Raw genomic sequence first — 24,131 nt, forward strand, 5'->3', positions numbered from 1 at the left:
CCCTTAAAAGTAAAAGAACCTTACAAAGTGGAAGAAGAGTGGTGCTGTGTACGTTAAAGAATCTACTCTATCCAAAATACCGCCATGACCTGGTATTGTTTGAGAAGTATCTTTAATATTTAAATCTCTTTTTAAAGCTGAAATATTCACATCTCCCACAAATCCCATAATACTAATATATAAACCTGCTACAATCATGCCTAATAATGTAAATGGCGTTAATAATGGTGCTAAACATAACGATAGAATTGTCGTTGAAATAACCCCTCCAACAAAACCTTCCCAAGTCTTGTTCGGACTCACTTTAGGTACAATTTTGTGTTTACCAAATGCTTTACCAAACAGAAATTGAAAAACATCATTTGCTTGCGTTAATATAACTAAAAATAAAACGAGGCTCGCACCGGGTACTGAACTTTTTTCTCCAGGTAAGACAATTAAATATGCTAAATGACTTAAACTAAACACCATCAACATCATGCCCCATTGTACAGATCCCATTGATTGTAAAAACCCTTTTGTTTCACCTATCAATATAGCTTGTATCGGTATAAATAAGAACATATATACCGGTATAAAAATAATAAACATGCCATAAAACCCAAAATAGATAAATGTAAATTGAATCGGTATAGATAAGTACGCCCAGAATAATACAGCTCTATGTCTACGATTCGTAGGTATTAGAGAAAAGTACTCTTTCAAAGCTAAAAAACAAAGTAAGCCAAGAAAAATCAATGACATAGTAGAGTGAATGACTAAGGCGATTGTAAAGATAATACACATACTCCACCATGATTTAATTCTTAATCTAATTTCAGTGAAGTCTTTTTCAGGATATCGTTTCGTTAAATAAATACTAATCAAACTGGATAATACGAGTACGATAAATACCCCAATCATAACAATCAGCATTTCTGAAGATATCTTCCCTAAGTTCATGATTTAACCTCCTTCAACCCATTTGTTATTCGATTATATATATTGATTAACATGAGTATTGAACAAACGTAAAACACAAAATGTAAATAAGGAATGATATTTAAATGAACAAAAATCAAGAAACTGATGAAACCTACAATAAATGCTCGGTCACTTTTACCCATCGGACCGTCATATCTTCTTGAACTACCTATCACTCGAACAGTTACACCAGCCATTTCACTAATGATTGATAAACTGATAAACAACATAATACCTATTCCATAATCTTCAGCAATAAACACGAATGGTATAAATAGAAATAAATCACTTATAACATCCCCTAATTCATTCAACAATAACCCTAAATGAGATTTCATTTGATATCTTTTTGCCATTACACCATCAATTGCATTTAAAGCCATTCTCACAAACATCAAAATGGGCATTAAAATAAATATCCATTTGTTGTCATGAAATATACTTAAAATAATCCCGGTTAAAATAGATAACACTAATGCTAATATTGTAACTTGATTTGGTGTCATTCCGATTTTTCTCATCCAGTCAACGATAGGCATTAATAGTTGCTGAAATTTCGGCTTTATTTCGTATATGCTAATCAAAATATAACCTCCCTCATTTATACTTGGTATCATCTTATCATGTAATTATACGATTTTTGCAATATATTTCTAAAAACCATTAATTTATCATATACAATTTTTTATAGTATAATAACGATAATTATTTACTTTTCTAGATGAGGTGTTCGTGTGAAAATTGGTATTGATGCAGGTGGTACTTTAATTAAAGTCGTAACTGAATTAAATAATGAAAGAACGTATCAAAAATGGTTAGCAACTGACATTGATCAAGTTGCAGATTGGTTAAATCAATTAGATGATGTTCAAGTATCGATTACAGGTGGTAAAGCACAATACTTAGACTCATGCATTAAACATCAAGCGAAACGTAGTATTGAATTTGATGCGACTTATAAAGGAATTCAAATATTTTTAAAAGAAAACAATATAGATCTTCAAACATATATATTCTCGAATGTCGGTACAGGTACTTCTATTCATTACGCTACTACTGAGCATCAAGAACGTGCAGGTGGTACAGGAGCTGGTGGTGGTATGATACAAGGTTTAAGTTATTTACTGACTCAAATTAGTGATTATGATGAACTTGTTCAAACAGCTTTAAATGGGGATCGAGATAAAATAGATTTAAAAGTTAAACATATTTATAAAGGTGATAACACCCCTATTTCTGGAGAATTAACTGCTGCTAACTTTGGACATGTATTACAACATATGAATGATGCATTTCCAAATGCTGATCGCTTAGCAGCTGTAATGGGCATTGTGGGAGAAACAGTCACAACTGTATCCATTCATGCCGCAAGACAGTACAATACAGAAAACGTTGTGTTTATTGGATCTTCATTTGATAAAAATGAACTACTCAAAAACATCGTCGTTGATTACACGATTTTAAGAGGTCTAAAACCATACTTCATTGAAAATGGTGAATTTTCAGGGGCGCTCGGTTCAATATATTGTTAAACATTAAGGAGCATTAATATGAAAATTATAGAACCTAAACTACGCAATCAATTTGAATATGAGGAAGAAAATGATGTAACACTCTATCAATCTTCGTATGACTTATACTTTGATAAAGCATTGATTCAGTTAGATGAAGAAACAAGTCAAATCGATACAATGTATTTCAATCAATGTACATTTGAATCTGTTGATTTCACTAAAATTCACGGATTAGATATTATATTTAAAGGATGCGATCTTTCAAACTGTATATTTAGCGAAGCCTCTCTTAATAGAATACACTTCAAAGATTGTCGTATGATCGGTGCTAACTTTACAGATGTTAAACTTAAGCATGTACAATTTTCTAATTGTCAGTTAAAAATGAGTCAATTTCAAAATTGTAACTTAGATCACGTGTTATTTAACGATAATCAAATGTCAGAAACATACCTTTCATTCTGTACACAAAAATCTGTCGCAATTGAAAGATGTGCATTAGAATCTCTTGAAGTTGTTGAAACATCCTTAAAAGACATTGATTTATCGTCCAATACAATTGAACAACTTGTTGTACAACCTAACGACTTAAAAGGTGCAACAGTTTCTGAATATCAAGCATATGATATACTTCCGTTATTCGGGGTTAACGTAACATCAAACTAGAAGGTGACAATATGAATCAAATGATAGACATTTTAAAACGCTTTGGATTAAGTGAATATGGCTCTAAGGCTTATATCGCCCTTGTTCAAAATCCAGGCATAACAGCTTATAAACTAAGTGAAATATCAAGCGTACCACGTTCAAAAATTTATGAAGCGCTCAATAAACTTGATGAACAAGGACTTGCCTATTTCAATTTACAAGACCAAAAGAAATACTACTATGCCCTATCACCAAAACAAACCATTCAACTATTTGAAAAAAAGCAAAATGAAGAACTCCTTCAACTTGAACAAGAAATCAATAAATTAAATATCGTAACAGACACTGCACCTATTCAAATAGAAGTCTTAACAAATGAATCAACAATCATCAATACCGTAACATCTGCTATTAAACAAGCTAAAAGACAAATAACCGTTTCAATATGGCCAGACTTATATGACATCTTAACAAACCATGTCTCAGAAGATATCCATATTCAAGGAATCACATTCCAAGTCGACCAACCCGGCTATGATCTTATCAATCATCGTTATACAAACTACGTCAAAAGTTCATTAGCACTTAAACCATTTGTCGTAATCGTAGATGATGAACACATGATTTACGGACAAACAGCAGAATCAAATATGCGTGCTTATATCAGTTATGACCACACACAAATAAAAATGATGAAAGACTACATTTGGCATGACGTCTTAGTCAATAAATATATTAGTAAATTTGAAGAAGATATAGAAGACGAAATAACCCTTAAGAGAAAAACCTTTTTCTCTTAAGGGTTATTATTTGGGATAAATGATTTTACTACGTTGGGATGTAGTAACTACCTTAGTAGTTACTAATAATGTATCAAACAATCTTCCCACCGTCAACACGAATCGGTAAATATAATTTCTTCAACTTATGACCATTACGGTCGAGGTAAACGAGTTCCAATTTATGTTTACCTTTAATATTATCAAGTTTAGTGCTAAAACTTAAATGAGCTTCATATTTATCATAAGTCTCACTAGTTGTTTTATATTTACTATTTTTCAATTCATATTTTCCGCTACTTGTATCATATAAATCATCAACAAATAAATTGAAAGCTCCATCTAAGTTTTTTTCAAATTCATATTTTGATCCCTTATTTTTCAAAATGGTCATATCCATATTAATTGTTAACTCATTACTAACAGTATTCGCATCTAAATTACTGATTTTTAACTTTCCTACACTTATTTCATGATCATGGTTTAATTGGATTTTCTCTTTTGTTAATGCATAGTCAGTAAATGTTTCATTTGCCTTTACATATTGACGATAGCCTATTGAACCAATACTGATAATTAGAACGACTAAAACGGTAATGATGAGTGTTTTTTTCATAATTATTCACCTACTTTGATGACTTTTTCTTCGCTGCTTAATCTATATATGTATGCAATCAATACAAGATAAATCGATATACAGAATAAACTCGGTAAAAATTGTGAATTATATATACCATATGATATTAATAAGAAATGTATAGGCGATACAATTATATCGACTATCATGAATTCAGTAATCGCATAAAATAGTGTTTGAAGAATGAAAGGTATGAACTTAACAATAACCTTCTCCCCAAAATATAATAGTAATGATATTGAGAATACGTTTGTTACTATGCCCCATAAACCTACAAACACAATTAATGATAATATAAATATTGTTGGATAATCATAATACAAAGAAATGATCATTGGGTTATCTGAAAAAATGCCCCCGAATTGTTTAAATACAATATCAGGTTTTATATTCGGTAAAATCATAAACATTCCTAAAAAGTTTATTAAAAGCGGTAAAGTTACCATAATAAACGATACGAAACTCGAATAAATTAATGTCTTGAACTTTGATTTTAAATTTAATTTATAAAATAACGTACTAACGCCAATTGAAATGAGTAATGGCATAATCCCTACATATAAAATAGATAATAATGAGTCACCATTAATCATGATATTTTCTGTGTAAGGTGTATACTCTAGTAGTTGATATTCTCCATGCTCTATTTTGACATTCCACAAATGAATAATGGATATTGAACATAATAGAAGAAAAGAAATGATAAATTGCCATTTATAAATGATTAATTTTAAGTACTTTAACATATCAACCGCCTCCAATTACTATAATTTACCATTTTTTGATTTATTATAACCTCCAGTTAATATTTTTACAACAATCGAATAATATTATATTATTAATTAATTGCAATTAATTCGAAAGACAAAAAAAGACGCTTGCTTTATAGCGAGCGTCTTTTTTAATTACAATTATTTATTTAATTATTTAACAAGGCATTGCGTTTAAAATGGCTTTTGGATCTGTTACTGTACCGATCATGCCTGATTTTAAGTTGATTCCTAATGCGATGTCTTCTTGTTTCAAGTCTTCTAACCATTCTTCAAAGACTTCTGTTTCTACTTCAATAATATCGTATTCTTCAAAGTCATCACGATGTACTTTTTCTGCTAATTTACGCGTACTCCAGACTGTCATCATGTTTGGTAGACTTGCATCTTCTTCTGATACGATAATAAATTGTTTTTGTCCTTTAACTGTTAACCCGTATACATAGCTTTCGTTGCAAATGTCTTCTGCAAATTCTTCTATTCGGATATCATCTAATTCACTCATGATTTCTTCTATGAATGGAATTGCTTCTACTGTTAACCCTTCATTATCTTCGGATTTGTCTACAATGAATTGATCGCCTTCATCAAGGATATCATCCATTTCATATGTAACAAATCTATCTAAATCTAACTCCATAATTTTATCGTATTTAGTAATTTCATACGATTTCAAATATGACTCTGCACTTTCTTTCGTTGACCAAATAAGACGGTAATCTGTATCATTGTCTCTTAATATTTTACGGTCATTCAGCACAACATAAAATCTTTCTTTTGTTAATATTTGTTTAAATTTAGACATATCCTGGATAGCCATTCTACCACCCTTTTCTTTATATTTAATCCCAATAAAATATATTATACGTATAAGGTATAAGTCAATATAAATTAAGTTAAATTGTAAAAAATTTTTTATTCAATTTGACTACTTAATGCATCTAGAAATAGTTGCTCTTGTTCTAATGCCTTTTCTTCAGTTTCTGCATGCCAAATTCCAACAAATCTTGATTTTACGTTGTCTTTACCGAAATAGTCACCATCATAGTATGCAAGAGGATAGAGATGTCCATTTTTGATGAATTGTTCAATTGTATTGATGAAATGTGTGTTATCGCCTGTGGAATGATAACTTAGAAATTTATGAAAACCTTCATGCAAGCGATCTTTAAGTAATAACATACTTGTTGAACCATTTTGTCTGAAGTTTAAATCAATCGCATATACGTCATGGTTTTTATCTACTAGAAGATCAAAGCCTGAAACTCCTTTATAACCATATTCAACACCGTTTTTCATTATTTCGTATCCAGCCTCAATCACGCTTTGTGGTACTTGATTCGAATTAACATTACCATTGTAGAAGCCATATTTATCTGTAAGCTGTTTTACAGCACCTATATATTGTATACCCGTCTTTTCACTATATACGTATTGAACACAATAATTCTCAATTTCTTCAATAAATTGTTCGATGATAATGTATTTTGTATCAGATGCTTCTTTAATTCTATTTGTTGCTTTCTTTAAATCTGCTTCATTATAACAAATCATTACACCATACCCACCTGCTGTAGGTAATTCGTCTCCCGGTTTAATGACCAATGGTAAATCCCAGTTTTGAATAGCTGCTTCAAATTCTTCTGCTTTCACAATTTCTCGTTTCGGTAAATATTTACCACCCGTCCATTGTTCAATTTTCGATTTATTATTTAAATCTATAAATTTAGGTTTATAAACTGCATATTCTTCATCTTTACATAAATGTTGACCATGTATATATTGGAAGAATATTTTTTTATTTTCAGCAGTTAACTGTTGTAGTAAATGTTCATATTGCGTTCTATCTTTAAAAGTATATATATTGCTCGGAATATCCACATTTACTAATTTTAAAATTCTTTTAACATTATCTGTTAAACATGCTTCATGAACGATCATGGGCATGTTACTAATAATCATTTCTCTTGCTGTTAAAAAATTAGATTGTGCTTCTTCAGCTTTTAACCAAGGATTATCTTCATAAGAAGGTCTCGCATTATATACAATATCTTCTTCATATAAATCTCTTAACGTTAAATTGAGTGGTTTCCTATATTCTTTTTTCATAACAAGTTCTCCCTTAATGTTTGATGATGCTCAATGATTTCATTTCTAAGGGATACATTCTCTATAAGTTCTAATCCCATTGAGGCCAATATTTTCGCACCATTAATTAATGCCTTATCACCCTTTGTACTTGCAGCAGCTTGGCAAAATTCTTTCGTATGGCCGACTAAATTAGATGGTCCAATTTTAATGTGTGGGTGTATAGTCGGTACGATATGACTTACATTCCCCGTATCTGTAGAACCAAAACCAAAATCGTCATCAATGACTTCTTCGCCAACTTGTTCAGCGTGCTTTCTAAATAATTCGTCTAGAGGCTTATTAATAACGAATTCATTCACACCATTTTGGATTGGTCTTAATTCGTATGTACCACCCGTTTGTATAGCTGCACCTTCAGCTATTTTCCTCACTTTATCAGTAAGGATATCTAATTCTTTACGTGAAGTGGCACGTGTGTAGAAACGGGCATGTGTAAAATCAGGAATAATATTCGCTGCTTCACCTCCATTTAATATAACGCCGTGTACTTTATCTGTCTTTTTAATTTGTTGTCTTAACATGCTCACGCCATTAAAGAAAGATAACATAGCATCTAACGCATTAACCGCTTCAAAAGCATTTTCAGAGGCATGAGCGCTTCGTCCATAGAATTTAACATCAAATACATCTACAGCTAATGAAGGCACTGTCACGTAAGTCTCATGGCCAGGATGAACCATTAGTGCAATATCAATATTATCGATAATCCCAGCTTTCACATAAGTTGCTTTAGCACTACCATTAATACCTCCTTCTTCAGCAGGACAACCTAACACGACAACTTTGCCACCGATTTGATCAATCACTTTAGACAAACTGATACCTGCTAACACACTTGAGGTTCCAATAATATTATGACCACACGCATGACCAAGACCAGGTAATGCATCATATTCTGCTAAATATGCAATAGTTGGACCTTCTTTTCCTGAGTCATACGTTGCAATGAAACCTGTCGGATGTTTCGCAATATTCTTCTCTATCTTAAAATGATGATTCTTTAATTGGTCGCTTAATAAACGTGATGCAAATACTTCTTCATTACCTAACTCAGGACGTTCATGAATTTGATGACTCATTGATAAATATAAATGTCTATTTTGTTCTATATAATTAATAATATTTTGCGATAAGTTACTCATTAATGATTCACCTTTCCAATATAAAAGCGCACTACTTTGTAAGGAGTGCGCCAATCGTTCTTTTATCTTCCAGTAACAAACTGCAGGAATTGGCACCTTTCCATTATGGGAGGTTGCTGGACTTCATCGGGCCCTTCCCTCAGTCTCTCTTGATAATTCGTATGAAATTTGAATTTAATTCTAACTGTCTAACTCGGATATGTCAATGATTTGTTGCAATATCATTGGAATTTAAGTACCATTTTTCTGCTTTTTTCTCAAATTCTTTAATCATGCTGTCTTTGCCTTTATAGTACTGTTCACTATCATCAGGAAATTCAATCACTAAGTCGTGCTTTAGTCGACTATATCTTTCTCTTTCACCATTGAATGTTCTTAAATAATCCCTAAAAGATAATAATCTTAAAATATGTGGGCTACCTTCATCATAAATATGTAAATGGTGAGAAACTGCACCGTATTGATCATATTTTTTGAAATATCGATTACCGATAACACCACGTTCTCCTTTAGATTCATATCCTAAACCTGATAATTCATGTGTAAATTCATCAATCGATTTACTATCTTTTACAACTATTAATATATCTATAATCGGCTTCGCAGATAATCCAGGAATAGCCGTTGATCCTATATGTTCAATGCTGATACTATGTTCTTTCAATAACGACTGTAAATATTTTTTCTCTTCAAGAAAAAGGTGTTGCCATATACTGTCGTATGGGACTACACGTAATCGCTCCATCTCATCACCTAATTTCAGAATAATTTATTAATATTATCTTATAAAGTAACATAGAAAGAAAGTAAAAGAAATCTGAATTGATTGTTTTTTCAAAATTAACTTGATATAATGATGCCGAAATCAAAGGAGGAATCTTCATGACAAAAATGAATGTTGAAAGTTTTAATTTAGATCATACGATAGTAGACGCACCATTTGTGAGACTTGCGGGAATCAAAGAAGGACAAAATGGTGATGTTATCCATAAATATGATATTCGATTTAAACAACCTAACAAAGAACATATGGAAATGCCTGCATTACATTCCCTAGAACATTTAATGGCTGAGAACATTAGAAACCATACAGATAAAGTGGTAGATGTTAGTCCAATGGGATGTCAAACAGGATTTTATGCATCATTCATCAATCATGACGATTATGATGACGTACTTGCTATATTAGAAGCAACACTTAAAGATGTAGAACAAGCAACAGAAGTCCCAGCATGTAACGAAGTACAATGCGGTTGGGCAGCAAGTCATTCATTAGAAGGCGCACAACAATTAGCAACAGAATTTTTAGCAGAACGCGATAATTGGAAAAATATCTTTAAAGAAGATTAATGAGGAAAGCCCAGGACATGAATCCTGGGCTTTTTTATGTTGAAATGTCGGTGCGTTGCGGGCACTTCTGAGCAAACTTGTTCATAACGGGGGCGTTGTGAACACTTCTGCCCAAACTTGTTTATAATGTGGGCGTTAATTACAAATCTCGGCCGAAGTGTTACTATGGAACGCCATAATTACAAATCTCGGTCGAATTGTAAACAAGGAGTTCCTTATTTGCACTTCTCACCAAACTTGCTAATAACGACAACTAACACCTAACTCACCAACATAATATTCACCTAATCCATACATCACACTTACCCTCACATAAAAAAAGAGTTTGGGATACGATATCCCAAACTCTTTCTATATAAAAATTACATTTTTCGTACTAGTTTAATCATCACATATTGTAGTGGTAATCTACCCCACAATGCCCATTTTGGTAATTGTTTACCGTTTAATGGGATGTTCTTTTGCGCCATATAAACATTCGCTGGAAATACAGCTAGTAAGAACCATTCGATTAATTTTTTCATTAAGCTACTTGGTTTTTTGATAATTAACATGATACCAAATACGATTTCCATCACACCTGTTATCCAAACAATCGCTTTTTTAAATGGTAAATAGTTTGGAACGATTGCTTCAAAACCTTCTGATCTCACAAAATGCATCACACCTGCAAATGAAAATCCTATTCCAAATAATCGTCTAACTATATTCATTACTTAATCCCCATCTCATTTAAATAGCTTTTACCGAATTCAGGTAACGTCACATTAAAGTTATCTGCTATTGTTGCACCAATTGAACTGAATGTATCATCACCTGATAGTTCATGATATTCTTTAATACTTGGACTATACATTAATAATGGTACATATTCACGTGTATGATCTGTTCCTGGAGCAGTTGGATCGTTACCGTGGTCAGCTGTAATAATGACTAAGTCATCTTCATTTAATACTGCTTGTAAGTCTTCTAATCGGTTATCAAAGTCTTTAATTGCATTTGCATAACCTTCTTTATCTCTTCTATGACCATATAATGCATCGAAGTCAACTAAGTTTAAGAAACTGATTCCAGTGAAATCACTTTTCACAACATCGATTAATTGATCCATACCATCCATGTTGTCTTTCGTTCTAATAGCTTTTGTAACACCTTCACCATCATAAATATCATTAATTTTACCGATTGCAATGACATCGTAATCAGCATCTTTTAAAGTATTCATAACTGTTTTACCAAATGGTTTCAATGCATAATCATGTCTGTTTGATGTTCTAGTGAAGTTACCTGGTTCGCCAACGTATGGACGTGCAATAATTCTTCCTATTAGATATTTAGGATCTTTCGTCAGCTCTCTTACTTTCTCACAAATATCATATAATTCTTCTAAAGGAATGATATCTTCATGTGCTGCAATTTGTAGCACTGGATCTGCAGATGTATATACAATTAAATCTCCAGTTTCCATTTGATGCTTGCCATATTCATCGATAATTGCAGTACCTGATGCTGGTTTATTTGCAACAACTTTTCTACCAGTAATTGATTCAATTTCTTCTACCAATTCTTCTGGGAAGCCTTCTGGATAGACTTTAAAAGGTTTATCAATATTTAGACCCATGATTTCCCAATGTCCAGTCATTGTATCTTTACCAACTGAAGCTTCACTTAATTTAGTATAGAATGCTTCTGGATTTGATACTTTTTGAACTACTGGTAAGTCTGCTATATTGCCTAATCCTAATTTTTCTAAGTTTGGTAATGTTTCATTAAAACCTTCAAGTGTATGTTTTAATGTATGAGAACCTTCGTCACCAAATGCTTTAGCGTCTGGTGCTTCACCAATACCTACTGAATCCATTACGATTAAATGAATACGTTTAAATCGGTTTGTCATTTGACACACTCCTAATCTGTAATCACTTTATGAATTAATGTTGGTTTAACTTGTTCGTCAGAAATTGTGATGTTTTCTAAAATTTTAGCTTCTACATCTTTAACATCTTCTTGATTTGCGTAAATCGTTACTAACGATTCACCCGCTTCAACTTTATCGCCAACTTTTTTATTTAATACTAAACCAACTGCTAAGTCAATTATATCATCCTTTGTTGCTCTTCCTGCACCTAAAAGCATTGAAGCAACACCAATTTCATCTGCAACGATATGTGATACGTAACCTGAAGTTTCAGCTTTAACTTCGAAAGTATATTGAGCTTGTGGTAATTTCGTTACGTCATCTACTACAGAACCGTCTCCACCTTGATTTTCAAGGAATACTTTGAATTTTTCTAAAGCTTTACCGTTATGAATCACTTCTAAAAGTTTTTCTCTCGCTTCATCTAAAGTTTCAGCTTTCTTAGCTAATACAACCATTTGAGAACCTAAAGTTAATACAAGTTCCGTTAAATCTTCTGGACCTTCACCTTTTAATGTATCGATAGCTTCTTTCACTTCTAAGCCGTTACCAATTGCTCTTCCTAAAGGTTGGCTCATATCAGAAATAATCGCCATTGTATTTCTACCTACATTATTCCCGATTTTAACCATTGCATGTGCAAGTAACTCAGAATCTTCAATCGTCTTCATAAATGCACCTGCACCAGTCTTAACATCTAAGACAATCGCATCAGCACCTGCTGCAATTTTCTTGCTCATAATTGAAGATGCAATTAATGGAATTGAATTAACTGTACCTGTTACATCTCGTAAGCCGTATAGCTTTTTATCTGCAGGTGTTAAGTTACCTGTTTGACCGATTACGGCTACTTTATCTTTATTCACTAAATCAATAAATTCTTGTTCACTAATTTCAACATGGAACCCTTCAACTGCTTCAAGTTTATCAATTGTACCACCTGTATGACCTAAACCACGTCCACTCATTTTTGCGACTGGTACGTCTAATGCTGCTACTAAAGGTGCAAGTACAAGTGTAGTTGTATCACCTACACCACCTGTAGAATGCTTATCAACTTTAATACCTTCAATTTCAGATAAATCAATTTGATCCCCTGATTCAACCATTGCCATTGTTAAGTTTGCACGTTCTTCATCTGTCATATCTTGAAAATATATAGCCATTGCTAAACTAGACGCTTGGTAATCCGGAATATCGCCTGTAGTATATCCTTTAACAAAAAATTCAATTTCTTCTTTCGTTAATTCTTTCCCGTCACGTTTCTTTGCAATTACATCAACCATTCTCATCGTTAATACCCTCCAATTTTTGTATGAATACGCTTACCTTAATCTTGAAAATTAAAGGTACTATTTCAAGTACCATTAATTTTAGTAATCTGAATCTGACGCTTCACCTTTTAAAATTTTAACGCCTGCTGAAGCACCAATACGTGTTGCACCATTATCTATCATTGTTTTAACATCTTCGTATGAACGGATACCGCCTGATGCTTTTACGCCTATATCAGGACCAACTGTTTCACGCATTAATTTAATATCTTCTGCAGTCGCACCACCAGTTGAAAATCCTGTTGAAGTTTTAACAAAATCTGCACCTGCTGCAACAGCAAGTTCACATGCTCTCACTTTTTCAGCATCTGTTAATAATGAAGTTTCAATGATAACTTTAGTTGTTACACCGTTAGCTGCTGAAACAACACTTTCGATATCTTTTTTAACATCTTCATCTCTGCCGTCTTTTAATGCACCAATGTTGATAACCATATCTACTTCTGAAGCACCTTTTTTAATTGCATCTTCTGTTTCAAATGCTTTAACTTCACTTGTGTTAGCTCCAAGAGGGAATCCGATTACTGTACATACAAGTACATCTGTCCCTTCTAATGCTTTCTTGGCATGTGCAACGTGTGTAGGATTGACACATACTGATTTGAATCCATATTCTTTCGCTTCACTTAATAAAGCGTCAATTTGTTCCAAAGTCGTATCTGGTTTTAATGCTGTGTGATCGATATATTTAGCTAATGACATGTTGAATCCTCCTAATATTTTTTTGATTAACTCTATTATATAATGTTGTTGAACATTTGTAAAACTATAACTGAAATATTGTTCAACAATCTAATAACGCCTGTGCAGTGTATTGATCCGTAATTAAAATATTACTCAATTTACCTTCAAGTGCACCTCTAATAGAAGCGATTTTATGCTCACCTCCAGCAACTAATACTGAATGTTCTATACCTTTTAACGCATCAAGTTCAATACCTATCGTTCGATTATTAATAGCTTCGTCTGCTACTTCTCCTTTGCTATTATAAAATCTTGAACAAATATCACCTACTGCTGATTTTTTAAGCCTTTCTTTTTCTTCTTCACTCAAAAATCCAAGTTTAAATAATAGGGAAGAATCTCTTACAGTTCCTACAGTAAAAATCGCAACGTCAACTTGTCTACCTTGATCGAGTATTGATTTAATATGTCTGTCTTTTTCAACCATATCTTTAACTTCTTTTACATCAAAAATAACGGGTAACGGTAAATCTCTCGGTGTCGCATTATAAGCTTGAGCAAATCTTTCTAGAATTTGATGACTTCTCGTGTCAACATCTGAAAAACTAATACCGCCCTTCAACTGAATAATACCAATATCTTTATAATGACTTTGTTCTAGATATTGAGAGACTTGATACATCGTTTTACCCCAACTTATACCAATATTATCCCCACTTTTCACAATTTTATTTAAATATTCAGCAGTCTTTTTACCAATTGCCGTTTGAATATTTGAATAATCGTTATAAGATGCATGTTCAACAACACAATCTTTTAAATTGTATTTCGCTTTTAAAAGTGAAGCTAAACTTTCTGCATCTTGATAAGGGTCATCAATTTTAATCGTCACAAAGCCTTGATTTTTAGCATGATTCAATAATCTTGATATAGTTGGTCTTGAAATATTTAACTTTTTCGCAATCGCTTCTTGACTCAAACCTTCTTGATAATATAGCTTTGCAATCTTGATACTATCCTTGTTCTTTTGTAAATCCATCCCTATTCACCACTTTCTTTCACTCTTATCGTACAAAAATTCGCAAAAAATTTAAACAAATGTTATCTTTAAGATGAAAAAACTTATATTTTATTTAAAGGAGAAGATAGTTATGACTCAAGGGACACCACATATTCAACCAAATGGTGTAAAAATCGCAAAAACAGTACTAATGCCGGGGGATCCATTACGTGCTAAATTTATCGCTGAAAACTTTTTAGAAAATGTAGAACAATTCAACGATGTAAGAAATATGTTAGGTTACACAGGAACTTATAAAGGTAAAGAAGTTTCTGTTATGGGTTCAGGTATGGGTATCGCTTCAATCGGTATTTATTCTTATGAACTTTATAATTTCTTTGACGTAGACACAATTATTCGTATCGGATCATGTGGTGCTATGCAAGAAGATATCAACTTATACGATATTATTATCGCTCAAGGTGCATCCACAAACTCTCGTTATGTTGATCAATTCAACGTGCCAGGTTACTTCGCACCAATCGCAGACTTCGGCTTAGTAGCAAGCGCTAAAAACAAAGCAGACGAAATCGGCGCAACATCACACGTAGGTAATATCTTCTCAAGTGATATTTTCTATAATGCAGATTCAGAAGTAACAAGCAAATGGGCAAGATTAGGTATCTTAGGCGTTGAAATGGAATCAGCTGGATTATATGTAAATGCCGCTGCAGCTGGTAAAAAAGCATTAGGTATCTTCACAGTAAGTGACCACTTATTAAGAGATGAAGCAACAACAGCAGAAGAAAGACAAAATTCATTTACACAAATGATGGAAATTGCATTAGAAATCGCAGAATAATATATTAATAAGCATAAAAAGAGAGCTGAGACGATGATTACCGTCTCAGCTCTTTTCATATGTGATAGTTAAGGAGTTATATAGATTGCGTTAACTTCCAGAAGTTAGATAATTAGAGGTCGCTAACTATCATTATCCCGAATTTTGGTAGTTAGAAGGCTGTAACTTCCATTATTCCGAATTCTGGTAATTAGAGGGCCCACTCTTACGGACATTTCTCAGAATTCTGTCTCTAACAATACCTCTTACGGACATTTCTCAGAATTCTGTCCCTAACACGCTCATCTCTCGCCAATCATCTCTTACCATCATCTCAACATCCTCATTATTCTATACCACATGCTTCTGCTACGACTTCTACAATATGTTTAACTTGTATTTTATCTTCTAATCCTTCATTTTTAACACCTAACAACATTTGCAAGTGACAGCCTGGATTTGATGTGATGATTAATTGCGGCTCTATTTCTTTTACGTGACTCATTTTTCGATTTAAGATTTCCATCGATGCATCATAATTCACGATATTATATATACCTGCTGAACCGCAACAGATGTCTTTTTCAGGTAATACTTTATATGTTAGTCCTTTTATTTGGTTGATTACTTTTTCAGGTTCATGGAATACATGTTGTACGTTTTGTAAGTGACATGATGGCTGATATGTGGCTTGTATATTGATCGGGTGTTCTAAATTTAAGTCAATGTCTTCTAATATAACTGATATGTCTCTCACTTTATCGACAAACTGTTCTGCTCTATCTTTCCACTCCGCTTCATTTCTCAATAAATGATCATATTCTATTAACGAAGCGCCACAACCACCAATAGCATTGACATAATAATCTACATCGTATTTTTCTAGCGCTTCAATATTTAGTTTGGCTAATTTTCTTGCTTTATCCATTTCTCCTGCGTGATGTTGAAGTGCGCCACAACATGTTTGTTGTTTAATTTCTACAACTTGAATATTATGAGCTTCTAAAATTTTTATCGCAAGATCGTTTATATGTGAGAAAAATGAGTCCATCATGCAACCTCTGAAAAAGCCAATTGTTGTTTTTTTCGTTCTAAATGGTGTTTGGTAAGGTCGCTTATCTTTTTGAACTGGTGGCAAAATCATCGCCATATTCCCTAATCTTTCTGGTAGTAATTTTAATGCATTTGTCTTATTTAAAATGCTTGAAACAAATGACGTATGATAGAGCTTCAAGCCTTTATACATCACATCTAACATATATTGATGTTCTAAAAATACAGACATGATTTGTGTGTCTAATTTTTTATTGCGCTTTTCTCTTAATACTTCGACTGCCGATTCATAAATGTCTCCATATTGAACATTCGTTGGACAAACTGTTTCACATTGTCTACAGCCTAAACATAAATCAATCGCTTCATCTAAATCTTTAAGTTCTGCTTTACCTTCAACTGCATATTTAACAAGATTGATTCTACCTCGTGGAGAATGCTTTTCTTCTTTCATCGTTAAATATGTAGGGCAAGACGGTAAACAAAAGCCACATTGAACACAATCAAAAGTTGCATCATAAGCTAATTTTTCGATTAGATTATTCGTCATGGACTAACACAAACCTTTCATGCTCGTCTGGAAAGATTTTACCTGGATTCAGACGATTATTAGGGTCCAATGCTTGTTTTACATCTTTCATAAATTTCATGCCCGCTTCATCAAATTCGTTATACATAAATGGCTTTTTAAACAATCCAATACCATGTTCACCGCTTAATGTACCACCTAATTTCAGTGAAGCTTTAAAAATTTCAGCAACTGCTTCTTCTGCTCGTTTCATTTCTTCTGGCTTACGTTTATCCGTAATAATATTAGGATGTAAATTGCCATCTCCAGCATGCCCAAACACAACTAGATTTAATTGATAAGTTTGTCGAATTCTTTCGATTTCTTCAAAGAAAGCTGGAATTTGACTGACCGGCACACTTGTATCTTCGCTTATCTTTGTCGGTCCAAATTTTACGATAGCTGGTGACACAAGTTTACGTACTTCCCATAGTTCAGATGCTTGTTTTTCATCTTCAGCAATGATGACTTTACAGCCAGGTAGCGCAGCACATGTTTCTTCGATGATTTTCATTTCTGCTTCAAGTGCTAAAGGATGACCATCTAATTCGACTAACAATACTGACTCAGCATCAGCCGTCACATTCTCAATTGGATGTGTCGACAATACAGCATCAACACAATATTTATCCATGATTTCGATTTTAGAAGGTAATATACCTGATCTTAAAATTTTAGATACCGCTTCACCTGATGTAATGAAATCATCAAATTGCAACATTGCCGTCTTTGTATCAATCGGTTTAGGTATCAATTGTAAAGTAGCTTTTGTAATAATACCGAGCGTACCTTCTGACCCTACAATTAATTTGGTCATATCATAACCTGTAACATTTTTTACTGTGCGTCCACCACAGTGAATCACATCACCATTGGCCGTTACGACTTCTAATCCAACAACATAGTCTTTCGTCACGCCATACTTTAAGCATCTTGGTCCACCTGCATTTTCAGCTAAGTTACCCCCAATTGTTGAAACACGAGAACTGGATGGATCAGGTGGATACATCAATCCATAGGATTCAGCAATTTTATGAATTTTCTCAGTGATAACGCCTGGTGAAACTTCCATCATTAAATCATTTTCGTAAACTGTGATTTCATTGTCCCATCTTGAAAAGTCCAATACTATGCCACCATGAACTGCAAGTGGTCCCCCACTTAAACTTGTACCACTACCTCTTGGATAAATTGGTACGTCATATTGATTACTTAACTTTACAATATGCACAACTTCTTCAGTAGACATTGGCTGACAAATAATATCAGGCATGTATTCACCGAAAGAAGCATCAAAACTATAACTTGAAAGATCCGCTACTTCTCTAGAAACGCGCCCATTATCTAAATGTTTCTTTAAAGCATGATAGAGTTCTTCCATGTTATCCCCCCTCAATATGAAATTATATTCATGATAGCACTGTTTACTTTAATTTTCATTTCATGTGAATACGTTTACATTTATGATTAAAAAAATACCTAATCCAACATGTTCATGGATTAGGTATTTTTAATTCAATATTATTTTAAGAATGATTTTAACATCCAGTTGTGTTTTTCAAGACTTGTTACCATTGCTAATAACATATCACCAGTCATATCGTCGTTAACTTTTTCTGCTAATTGAATACCTTCTTCTAATTGAGCAATTACAGTTGTGAAGTCTTTAGATAATTGTTCAACCATTTGGTTTGCAGTTAAGTTTTTCTCAGCTTCTTCAATAACTGACCATTCTAATGCTTCTCTTAAAGTAGCGATTGGGTTACCTTCAATTGCTAAAATACGTTCAGCTAAATCGTCAACATACACACTTGCTTCATTGTAAAGTTCTTCAAATTTCTCATGTAGTGAAAAGAAGTTTGGTCCTTTAACATACCAGTGATAGTTGTGTAATTTAGTATATAATACTGTCCACTCTGCTACTTGTTTATTTAACGCTTCGATTACTTCTTTATTATTTGTCATTTATTTTACACTCCTCTGTAGTTATCTTTTCTTGATTACATTAATTATTATATTATAATCATTCTAATCTGTCAACAATATTTAGCGATTTATTTATAATAATTATAAATAAGAGTTTAAATCTACATAAAAAGAAGGTAAAGCCTACATTAGACTTATACCTTCTTTATCGTTTTATAAACATTTATTTTGCTTTCTCAAGCTTAAGTGGAATCTTAATTTCTTTCTCAAGTTTCTTACCGTCCATCAATTTAATGATAGAGTCTACTGAAGCTTTACCCATCTTATCAGGTTGTTGAGCGACAGTTGCATCTAGTTTGCCGCTTTTAATTGCTTTCATTGCATCTTCATTACCATCAAATCCAACTACGATTACATCTTTATCACCAATTGCTTCGATAGCACCGAGTGCCATTTCATCATTGTGTGAGAATATCGCTTCTACTTCTGGATGTGCTTGTAAGATATTTTGTGTCACGTTTAATCCTTCTGCTCGATCAAACTTAGCACTTTGTTTAGCAATGACATCAAGTGATTTGTCGGCAACTTTATGGAAACCTTCTCCTCTTTCTCTTGTTGCACTTGCACCTGGAACACCTTCTAATTCGGCAACTTTCGCATTTTTACTTAATTTATCTAAAATAAACTGTCCGCCCATTTTACCGCCTTCAACGTTATCTGAAGCGATAAATGTTGCAACATCACCTTTATCAACTGATCTATCTAATGTAATAACAGGTATACCTTCATTATTTGCTGACTGAACCGCACTAGAAATTGCACTAGAATCTGTAGGATTCACAACTAAATAATCAACTTGTTGTTGAACTAAATCTTCTATATCATTTGTTTGTTTAGCTGAATCATCTCTTGCATCAACTACTTTCACTTTCATACCTTGTTTTTCAGCTTCTTTTTCAATACCTTCTTTAATTGAAACGAAGAATGGGTTATTTAATGTTGAAACACTGACACCAATCGTTATATCAGATTTTTTCTTATTTGTTTTACCTTCATTATCTTTTTTCAAAGGCGATTCAAGTGAACATGCCGCTAAAAATAACACAGTTGTCATTAGTAGTATTAATAATTTCTTCATTTGTTTTCCCCTCAATCTAATTGATTATTTTTTTCTATCTATTAATACAGCAATTAAAATAACAATACCTTTTACGACTTGTTGGTAGAATGATGATACACCTAATAAATTCAATCCGTTATTAAGTACACCTATAATAAGTACACCAATAAACGTTCCAACAATTCTACCTTTCCCGCCTGTTAAAGAAGTTCCGCCTAATACAACTGCAGCGATAGCATCTAACTCATATGATGTACCAGCTGTAGGTTGAGCTGAGTTTAAACGTGATGTTAATATCGCACCTGCTAATGCAGACATTAAACCAGAAATACCATAAATTAAAATTTTCACTCTGTTTACTTTAATACCAGAAATTTTTGAAGCGACTTCATTACCACCGATAGCATATGTATGTCTACCAAATGTTGTTTTTTGTAAAATAATCGCCAATATAATAAATACAATAATCATTGTGACTGCTGGTACTGGAATACCGAAGAAATAACCTTTACCAAATAGTTGGAACATATAACTATCACCTAAATTAGTAATAGGGTTACCATCAGTAACAACGAGTGTTAAACCTCTAAATATTGTCATCGTTGCAAGTGTTGCGATGAATGGTGCCATACTCCCGAATGTTACTAATACACCGTTAAATACACCTAATAAGAAGCCACCAAGTACTCCGACAATCAATGCTACGATTGGATCTAAACCACTTGTAATTAAGATTGCAGTAAATGCACTTGATAATGCGAGTATCGAACCGACTGATAAGTCTATGCCACCAGTTAAAATAACAAATGTCATACCAAAAGCAATTAACCCGTTAATTGAAACTTGTCTTAATAAGTTTAATAAATTCGATAAATCTAGAAATGCAGAGTTCATAATACTAATCACGACGATTAATAATATAAGTCCTATAAATGGAATAATTTTTTCGACTAATGAAGTCTTAGCTGTTAGTTGTTGCATGTAATTCCCCTCCTGTAGCTAATGTCATAATATTTTCTTCTGTTATATTTTCGCCTTCAACTTCACCTTTAATATTGCCTTCTTGAACAACAATAACACGATCACTCATGCCGATAACTTCAGGTAATTCTGAAGAAATCATAATAATCGATACACCACGTTCAGTTAGCTCATTCATCAACTGATAAATTTCTCGCTTAGCACCAACGTCTATCCCTCTTGTCGGTTCATCTAAAATCAAGATTTGAGCACCTGTACCAATCCATTTTGCCAACACTACTTTTTGTTGGTTACCACCTGAAAGTGAGGATACTAGTGCTTTTCGTGGTGTCTTAATATTGAGCCTTTTGCTCATTTGATCCGCAAACACATGCGTCGCTTGTTCTTTAATAAACCCTTTATTTGAAAAGCTTTCAAGAGATGGTAGAACCATATTATGTTCGATTGAGAAATCGAGAATGAGTCCTTCATCTTTTCTATTTTCAGTAATTAAGCCTAAACCATGTTTCATTGCATCTTCCGGTGACTTAATCAATACAGATTGACCATTAATGTCAATATCTTTATGACCTTTATCAATTCCGAACAGGCTTCTCATAATCTCAGTTCTACCAGCGCCCATTAAACCACTAAATCCTAATATTTCACCTTTTCTTAATGAGAATGAAATATCTTTGATGCCTTGTTCATCATTATTAAGAGATTTAACATGCATCAATGTTTCACCTGGGTTGACTGTTCTTTCTGGGAATTGCTCTGTTAAGTCTCTACCTACCATCGATTTAACAATTTCATCATAATTGGTTTCACTTGTTGGTTTATATAATACAGTTTTACCATCTCTCATAACGGTAATTTCATCAGAAATCTCAAATATCTCAGCCATTCTATGTGAAATATAAACAAATGAAACGCCTTGATTTTGAAGATTTTTAATGAGTTTAAACAACTGTGTGATTTCTTTATCTGTAAGTGCTGCAGTTGGTTCATCCATGATGATAATTTTTGCATTGGTCATTAAAGCTTTAGCAATTTCTATCATTTGTTGTTCACCGATTGAACATTTTCCTGCAACTTTCTTCAATGAGATATTAAAGTTTAATTTTCCAAAGACTTTTAATGCTTCTTGTTTCATTTTCTTCTCATTTAATATGCCAAATTTATTTCGCATTTCTTTCCCGATAAATAAATTTTCAAGTACTGTTAACTCTGGCCAAATATTAAGCTCTTGATGTATAAACGTAATACCTGCTTCTTCTGACATTTGAGCATCTTTAAAGACAACTTCTTGATTGTGATAATTAATTTGACCTGCATCTTTTTCATGAATACCAACAAGAATCTTCATTAAAGTAGATTTCCCTGCACCATTTTCTCCCATAAGTGCATGAACTGAAGCTTCTTTTAATTTAAAATCTACGCCTGTTAACACTTTATTTTGGCCAAACGCTTTATGTACACCAGACATTTCTAGCATGAAATCCCTCCTTAAAATAAAACATCACTTTCTAATATGACGTTTGCATATGGTGTTGCTTCCCCTGTTCTTATAATAGCGACAGTATCTTGTGTTAATTTTTTAAATGCTTCGTGTGATACAAATTCTCTTTCAACATCTGTTTCTTTAATCTTTTCATAAAGTGGTGAATTATCAGTCTTAATTTCTTCTGCAAAAATCATTTTCTGTACAGACATATGATCTAACAAAATATCGTAAACGCTTTCAAAACTTGGTACACCAAAAGTCAGTGCTAAATCAATTTTTCGCACGCCTTTTGGTACTGGTAAACCACAATCTGCGATCACAATACGATCTGTATGACCAAGATCGCTTAATACTTTAGAAATTTCACTGTTTAATATCCCTGTCTTATACATCCCATTCTCCTTTAATATCTTGTAATGTTGGCATTCCACCTTGTGCACCTAATCCAGTTACTGAATGACTTGCTGCTAAATTAGCAAATGCTAATGCTTGATCTAAGCTGTATTCTTTTTGAAGCGCTACTGCAAATGCACCATTAAATGTATCTCCAGCACCTGTCGTATCTTTCACTTCACGTTTATAACCTGGTACTTGAACTTTTTCTTTACCATTATGATAAGCTGCACCTTTATCACCTAAAGTTACAATCAATTTCATTGGATAAGCTGCTAACGCTTCATCTAATTCACCTTTAAACATCTCATCACTTTCTGTTTCATTTGGTGTTAAATAATCAACTTTTTCGATAACTGTGTGACTAATCTCTCGATATGGTGCAGGATTCAGTATTGAAATCAAACCGTGCTCTGAACAATATTCAGCCGCAAACTCCACAGTTTCACTTGGAATTTCTTGTTGTAATAAAACGATATCTCCTTCAGACAATGCTTCTAGATGTTTTTTTACATAGTCTGGTGTCACTTCATTGTTAGCTGAAGGTACGACAATAATACTATTATCTTGTTCAGATAATGTTATATGTGCTGTTCCAGATGGCATTTGTGTAACGGGTTCCACACCATCCACAATAACGTGATTATTTTGAAGATTTTCGTATATTTCTTTACCAAAATCATCGTCCCCAATTCTACCAATCATATGTACATTATCGCCTAATCTTGCAGCTGCGACTGCTTGGTTCGCACCTTTCCCACCAGGTGTTGTAAAGAAATCGTCCCCAAGAATTGTTTCTCCTTTACCTGGTCTTTTAGACGCTGATACAACTAAATCTATAGACATACTTCCGATAACTGTAATTTTATTCAT

Annotated in this window: 26 protein-coding genes and 1 riboswitch; of the genes, 5 read left to right on the plus strand and 21 right to left on the minus strand. The window is 33.1% G+C overall.

The annotated features are described in order from the left end of the window. Window positions 1–3: 3 nt before the first annotated feature. On the minus strand, window positions 4–942 hold the full coding sequence (locus ACJTHF_RS08450; RefSeq protein WP_232157223.1) for a phosphatidate cytidylyltransferase: 939 nt from the start codon (window positions 940–942) through the stop codon (window positions 4–6). Beyond that, window positions 939–1,547, minus strand: coding sequence for a CDP-alcohol phosphatidyltransferase family protein (locus tag ACJTHF_RS08455; protein ID WP_232157231.1), 609 nt, complete (start codon window positions 1,545–1,547; stop codon window positions 939–941). Before ACJTHF_RS08455 ends, ACJTHF_RS08450 begins: the two co-directional genes overlap by 4 nt. Before the next feature lie 150 nt (window positions 1,548–1,697). On the opposite strand from ACJTHF_RS08455, the gene coaW reads away from it, so the two are divergent. The 3 genes from coaW to ACJTHF_RS08470 are packed head-to-tail and all read left to right on the plus strand — an operon-like array spanning window position 1,698 to window position 3,925. Then, window positions 1,698–2,495: a type II pantothenate kinase gene (gene coaW / locus ACJTHF_RS08460; RefSeq protein ID WP_119650014.1), complete on the plus strand. Its 798-nt coding sequence runs from the start codon at window positions 1,698–1,700 to the stop codon at window positions 2,493–2,495. An 18-nt stretch (window positions 2,496–2,513) separates the two neighbouring features. Further along, on the plus strand, window positions 2,514–3,143 hold the full coding sequence (locus ACJTHF_RS08465) for a pentapeptide repeat-containing protein (RefSeq protein WP_153653898.1): 630 nt from the start codon (window positions 2,514–2,516) through the stop codon (window positions 3,141–3,143). Window positions 3,144–3,154: 11 nt separating this feature from the next. After that, complete coding sequence (locus tag ACJTHF_RS08470; RefSeq protein ID WP_058591107.1) at window positions 3,155–3,925, plus strand: TrmB family transcriptional regulator; 771 nt, start codon at window positions 3,155–3,157, stop codon at window positions 3,923–3,925. 73 nt (window positions 3,926–3,998) lie between these two features. Here the strand turns inward: ACJTHF_RS08470 and ACJTHF_RS08475 are convergent, their stop codons facing one another. The 6 genes from ACJTHF_RS08475 to ACJTHF_RS08500 form a co-directional block, all read right to left on the minus strand. Continuing rightward, window positions 3,999–4,520 (minus strand): hypothetical protein, encoded by a 522-nt coding sequence (locus ACJTHF_RS08475; protein WP_058591108.1) that lies wholly within the window; start codon window positions 4,518–4,520, stop codon window positions 3,999–4,001. 2 nt (window positions 4,521–4,522) lie between these two features. Continuing rightward, entirely contained in the window at window positions 4,523–5,287 is a 765-nt protein-coding gene (locus tag ACJTHF_RS08480) for a hypothetical protein (RefSeq protein WP_058591109.1), read from the minus strand. Between the two features lie 181 nt (window positions 5,288–5,468). After that, window positions 5,469–6,116: a DUF2750 domain-containing protein gene (locus tag ACJTHF_RS08485; RefSeq protein WP_243561573.1), complete on the minus strand. Its 648-nt coding sequence runs from the start codon at window positions 6,114–6,116 to the stop codon at window positions 5,469–5,471. Window positions 6,117–6,226: 110 nt separating this feature from the next. Next, complete coding sequence (gene ldmS / locus ACJTHF_RS08490) at window positions 6,227–7,420, minus strand: L-aspartate--L-methionine ligase LdmS (RefSeq protein WP_084755841.1); 1,194 nt, start codon at window positions 7,418–7,420, stop codon at window positions 6,227–6,229. Then, a complete protein-coding gene (locus tag ACJTHF_RS08495; RefSeq protein ID WP_048540972.1) occupies window positions 7,417–8,604 on the minus strand; it encodes a M20 family metallopeptidase in 1,188 nt (395 codons plus the stop codon). The genes ldmS and ACJTHF_RS08495 overlap by 4 nt, the downstream gene beginning before the upstream one ends. A gap of 59 nt (window positions 8,605–8,663) precedes the next feature. Beyond that, window positions 8,664–8,763: riboswitch (SAM riboswitch) on the minus strand. 43 nt (window positions 8,764–8,806) lie between these two features. Continuing rightward, entirely contained in the window at window positions 8,807–9,349 is a 543-nt protein-coding gene (locus ACJTHF_RS08500; protein WP_048540974.1) for a GrpB family protein, read from the minus strand. Window positions 9,350–9,486: 137 nt separating this feature from the next. Between ACJTHF_RS08500 and ACJTHF_RS08505 the strand changes: the two genes are divergently transcribed. Further along, window positions 9,487–9,954 (plus strand): S-ribosylhomocysteine lyase, encoded by a 468-nt coding sequence (locus ACJTHF_RS08505; RefSeq protein WP_048540976.1) that lies wholly within the window; start codon window positions 9,487–9,489, stop codon window positions 9,952–9,954. Between the two features lie 362 nt (window positions 9,955–10,316). Here ACJTHF_RS08505 and ACJTHF_RS08510 read toward each other — a convergent pair whose 3' ends face one another. The 5 genes from ACJTHF_RS08510 to ACJTHF_RS08530 form a co-directional block, all read right to left on the minus strand. After that, window positions 10,317–10,667 carry a hypothetical protein gene (locus tag ACJTHF_RS08510; protein WP_232157234.1) on the minus strand — a complete coding sequence of 117 codons (351 nt, stop codon included), beginning with the start codon at window positions 10,665–10,667 and terminating at the stop codon, window positions 10,317–10,319. Further along, window positions 10,667–11,851, minus strand: a complete 1,185-nt coding sequence (deoB, locus tag ACJTHF_RS08515; RefSeq protein WP_058591114.1) for a phosphopentomutase — start codon at window positions 11,849–11,851, stop codon at window positions 10,667–10,669. The genes ACJTHF_RS08510 and deoB overlap by 1 nt, the downstream gene beginning before the upstream one ends. Window positions 11,852–11,862: 11 nt before the next feature. Further along, entirely contained in the window at window positions 11,863–13,164 is a 1,302-nt protein-coding gene (locus tag ACJTHF_RS08520) for a pyrimidine-nucleoside phosphorylase (protein ID WP_058591115.1), read from the minus strand. 81 nt (window positions 13,165–13,245) lie between these two features. Further along, window positions 13,246–13,908 (minus strand): deoxyribose-phosphate aldolase, encoded by a 663-nt coding sequence (deoC, locus tag ACJTHF_RS08525; protein WP_058591116.1) that lies wholly within the window; start codon window positions 13,906–13,908, stop codon window positions 13,246–13,248. 82 nt (window positions 13,909–13,990) lie between these two features. Then, window positions 13,991–14,929 (minus strand): sugar-binding transcriptional regulator, encoded by a 939-nt coding sequence (locus ACJTHF_RS08530; RefSeq protein ID WP_078354913.1) that lies wholly within the window; start codon window positions 14,927–14,929, stop codon window positions 13,991–13,993. Window positions 14,930–15,041: 112 nt separating this feature from the next. Here ACJTHF_RS08530 and deoD point away from each other — a divergent pair, with 112 nt between their 5' ends. Further along, window positions 15,042–15,752 carry a purine-nucleoside phosphorylase gene (gene deoD, locus ACJTHF_RS08535; RefSeq protein WP_025906394.1) on the plus strand — a complete coding sequence of 237 codons (711 nt, stop codon included), beginning with the start codon at window positions 15,042–15,044 and terminating at the stop codon, window positions 15,750–15,752. A gap of 325 nt (window positions 15,753–16,077) precedes the next feature. Here deoD and ACJTHF_RS08540 read toward each other — a convergent pair whose 3' ends face one another. The 8 genes from ACJTHF_RS08540 to rbsK all read right to left on the minus strand — a co-directional run bounded on the left by ACJTHF_RS08540 (window position 16,078) and on the right by rbsK (window position 24,131). Beyond that, entirely contained in the window at window positions 16,078–17,334 is a 1,257-nt protein-coding gene (locus ACJTHF_RS08540) for a (Fe-S)-binding protein (protein WP_078354914.1), read from the minus strand. Next, window positions 17,324–18,733, minus strand: coding sequence for an FAD-binding oxidoreductase (locus tag ACJTHF_RS08545; protein WP_078354915.1), 1,410 nt, complete (start codon window positions 18,731–18,733; stop codon window positions 17,324–17,326). The genes ACJTHF_RS08540 and ACJTHF_RS08545 overlap by 11 nt, the downstream gene beginning before the upstream one ends. 140 nt (window positions 18,734–18,873) lie before the next feature. Further along, window positions 18,874–19,317 carry a Dps family protein gene (locus ACJTHF_RS08550; RefSeq protein ID WP_025906400.1) on the minus strand — a complete coding sequence of 148 codons (444 nt, stop codon included), beginning with the start codon at window positions 19,315–19,317 and terminating at the stop codon, window positions 18,874–18,876. A gap of 184 nt (window positions 19,318–19,501) precedes the next feature. Beyond that, a complete protein-coding gene (locus ACJTHF_RS08555) occupies window positions 19,502–20,416 on the minus strand; it encodes a D-ribose ABC transporter substrate-binding protein (RefSeq protein ID WP_048540992.1) in 915 nt (304 codons plus the stop codon). Between the two features lie 24 nt (window positions 20,417–20,440). After that, window positions 20,441–21,379, minus strand: coding sequence for an ABC transporter permease (locus tag ACJTHF_RS08560; protein ID WP_025906404.1), 939 nt, complete (start codon window positions 21,377–21,379; stop codon window positions 20,441–20,443). Beyond that, window positions 21,360–22,856: a sugar ABC transporter ATP-binding protein gene (locus ACJTHF_RS08565; RefSeq protein ID WP_084755830.1), complete on the minus strand. Its 1,497-nt coding sequence runs from the start codon at window positions 22,854–22,856 to the stop codon at window positions 21,360–21,362. The genes ACJTHF_RS08560 and ACJTHF_RS08565 overlap by 20 nt, the downstream gene beginning before the upstream one ends. A gap of 11 nt (window positions 22,857–22,867) precedes the next feature. Next, window positions 22,868–23,257, minus strand: a complete 390-nt coding sequence (rbsD, locus tag ACJTHF_RS08570; RefSeq protein WP_232157237.1) for a D-ribose pyranase — start codon at window positions 23,255–23,257, stop codon at window positions 22,868–22,870. Further along, window positions 23,250–24,131 (minus strand): ribokinase, encoded by an 882-nt coding sequence (gene rbsK, locus ACJTHF_RS08575; protein WP_078354917.1) that lies wholly within the window; start codon window positions 24,129–24,131, stop codon window positions 23,250–23,252. Before rbsK ends, rbsD begins: the two co-directional genes overlap by 8 nt.

The organism is Mammaliicoccus sp. RAM2, from assembly GCF_045897195.1.
GTDB lineage: Bacteria > Bacillota > Bacilli > Staphylococcales > Staphylococcaceae > Mammaliicoccus > Mammaliicoccus sciuri.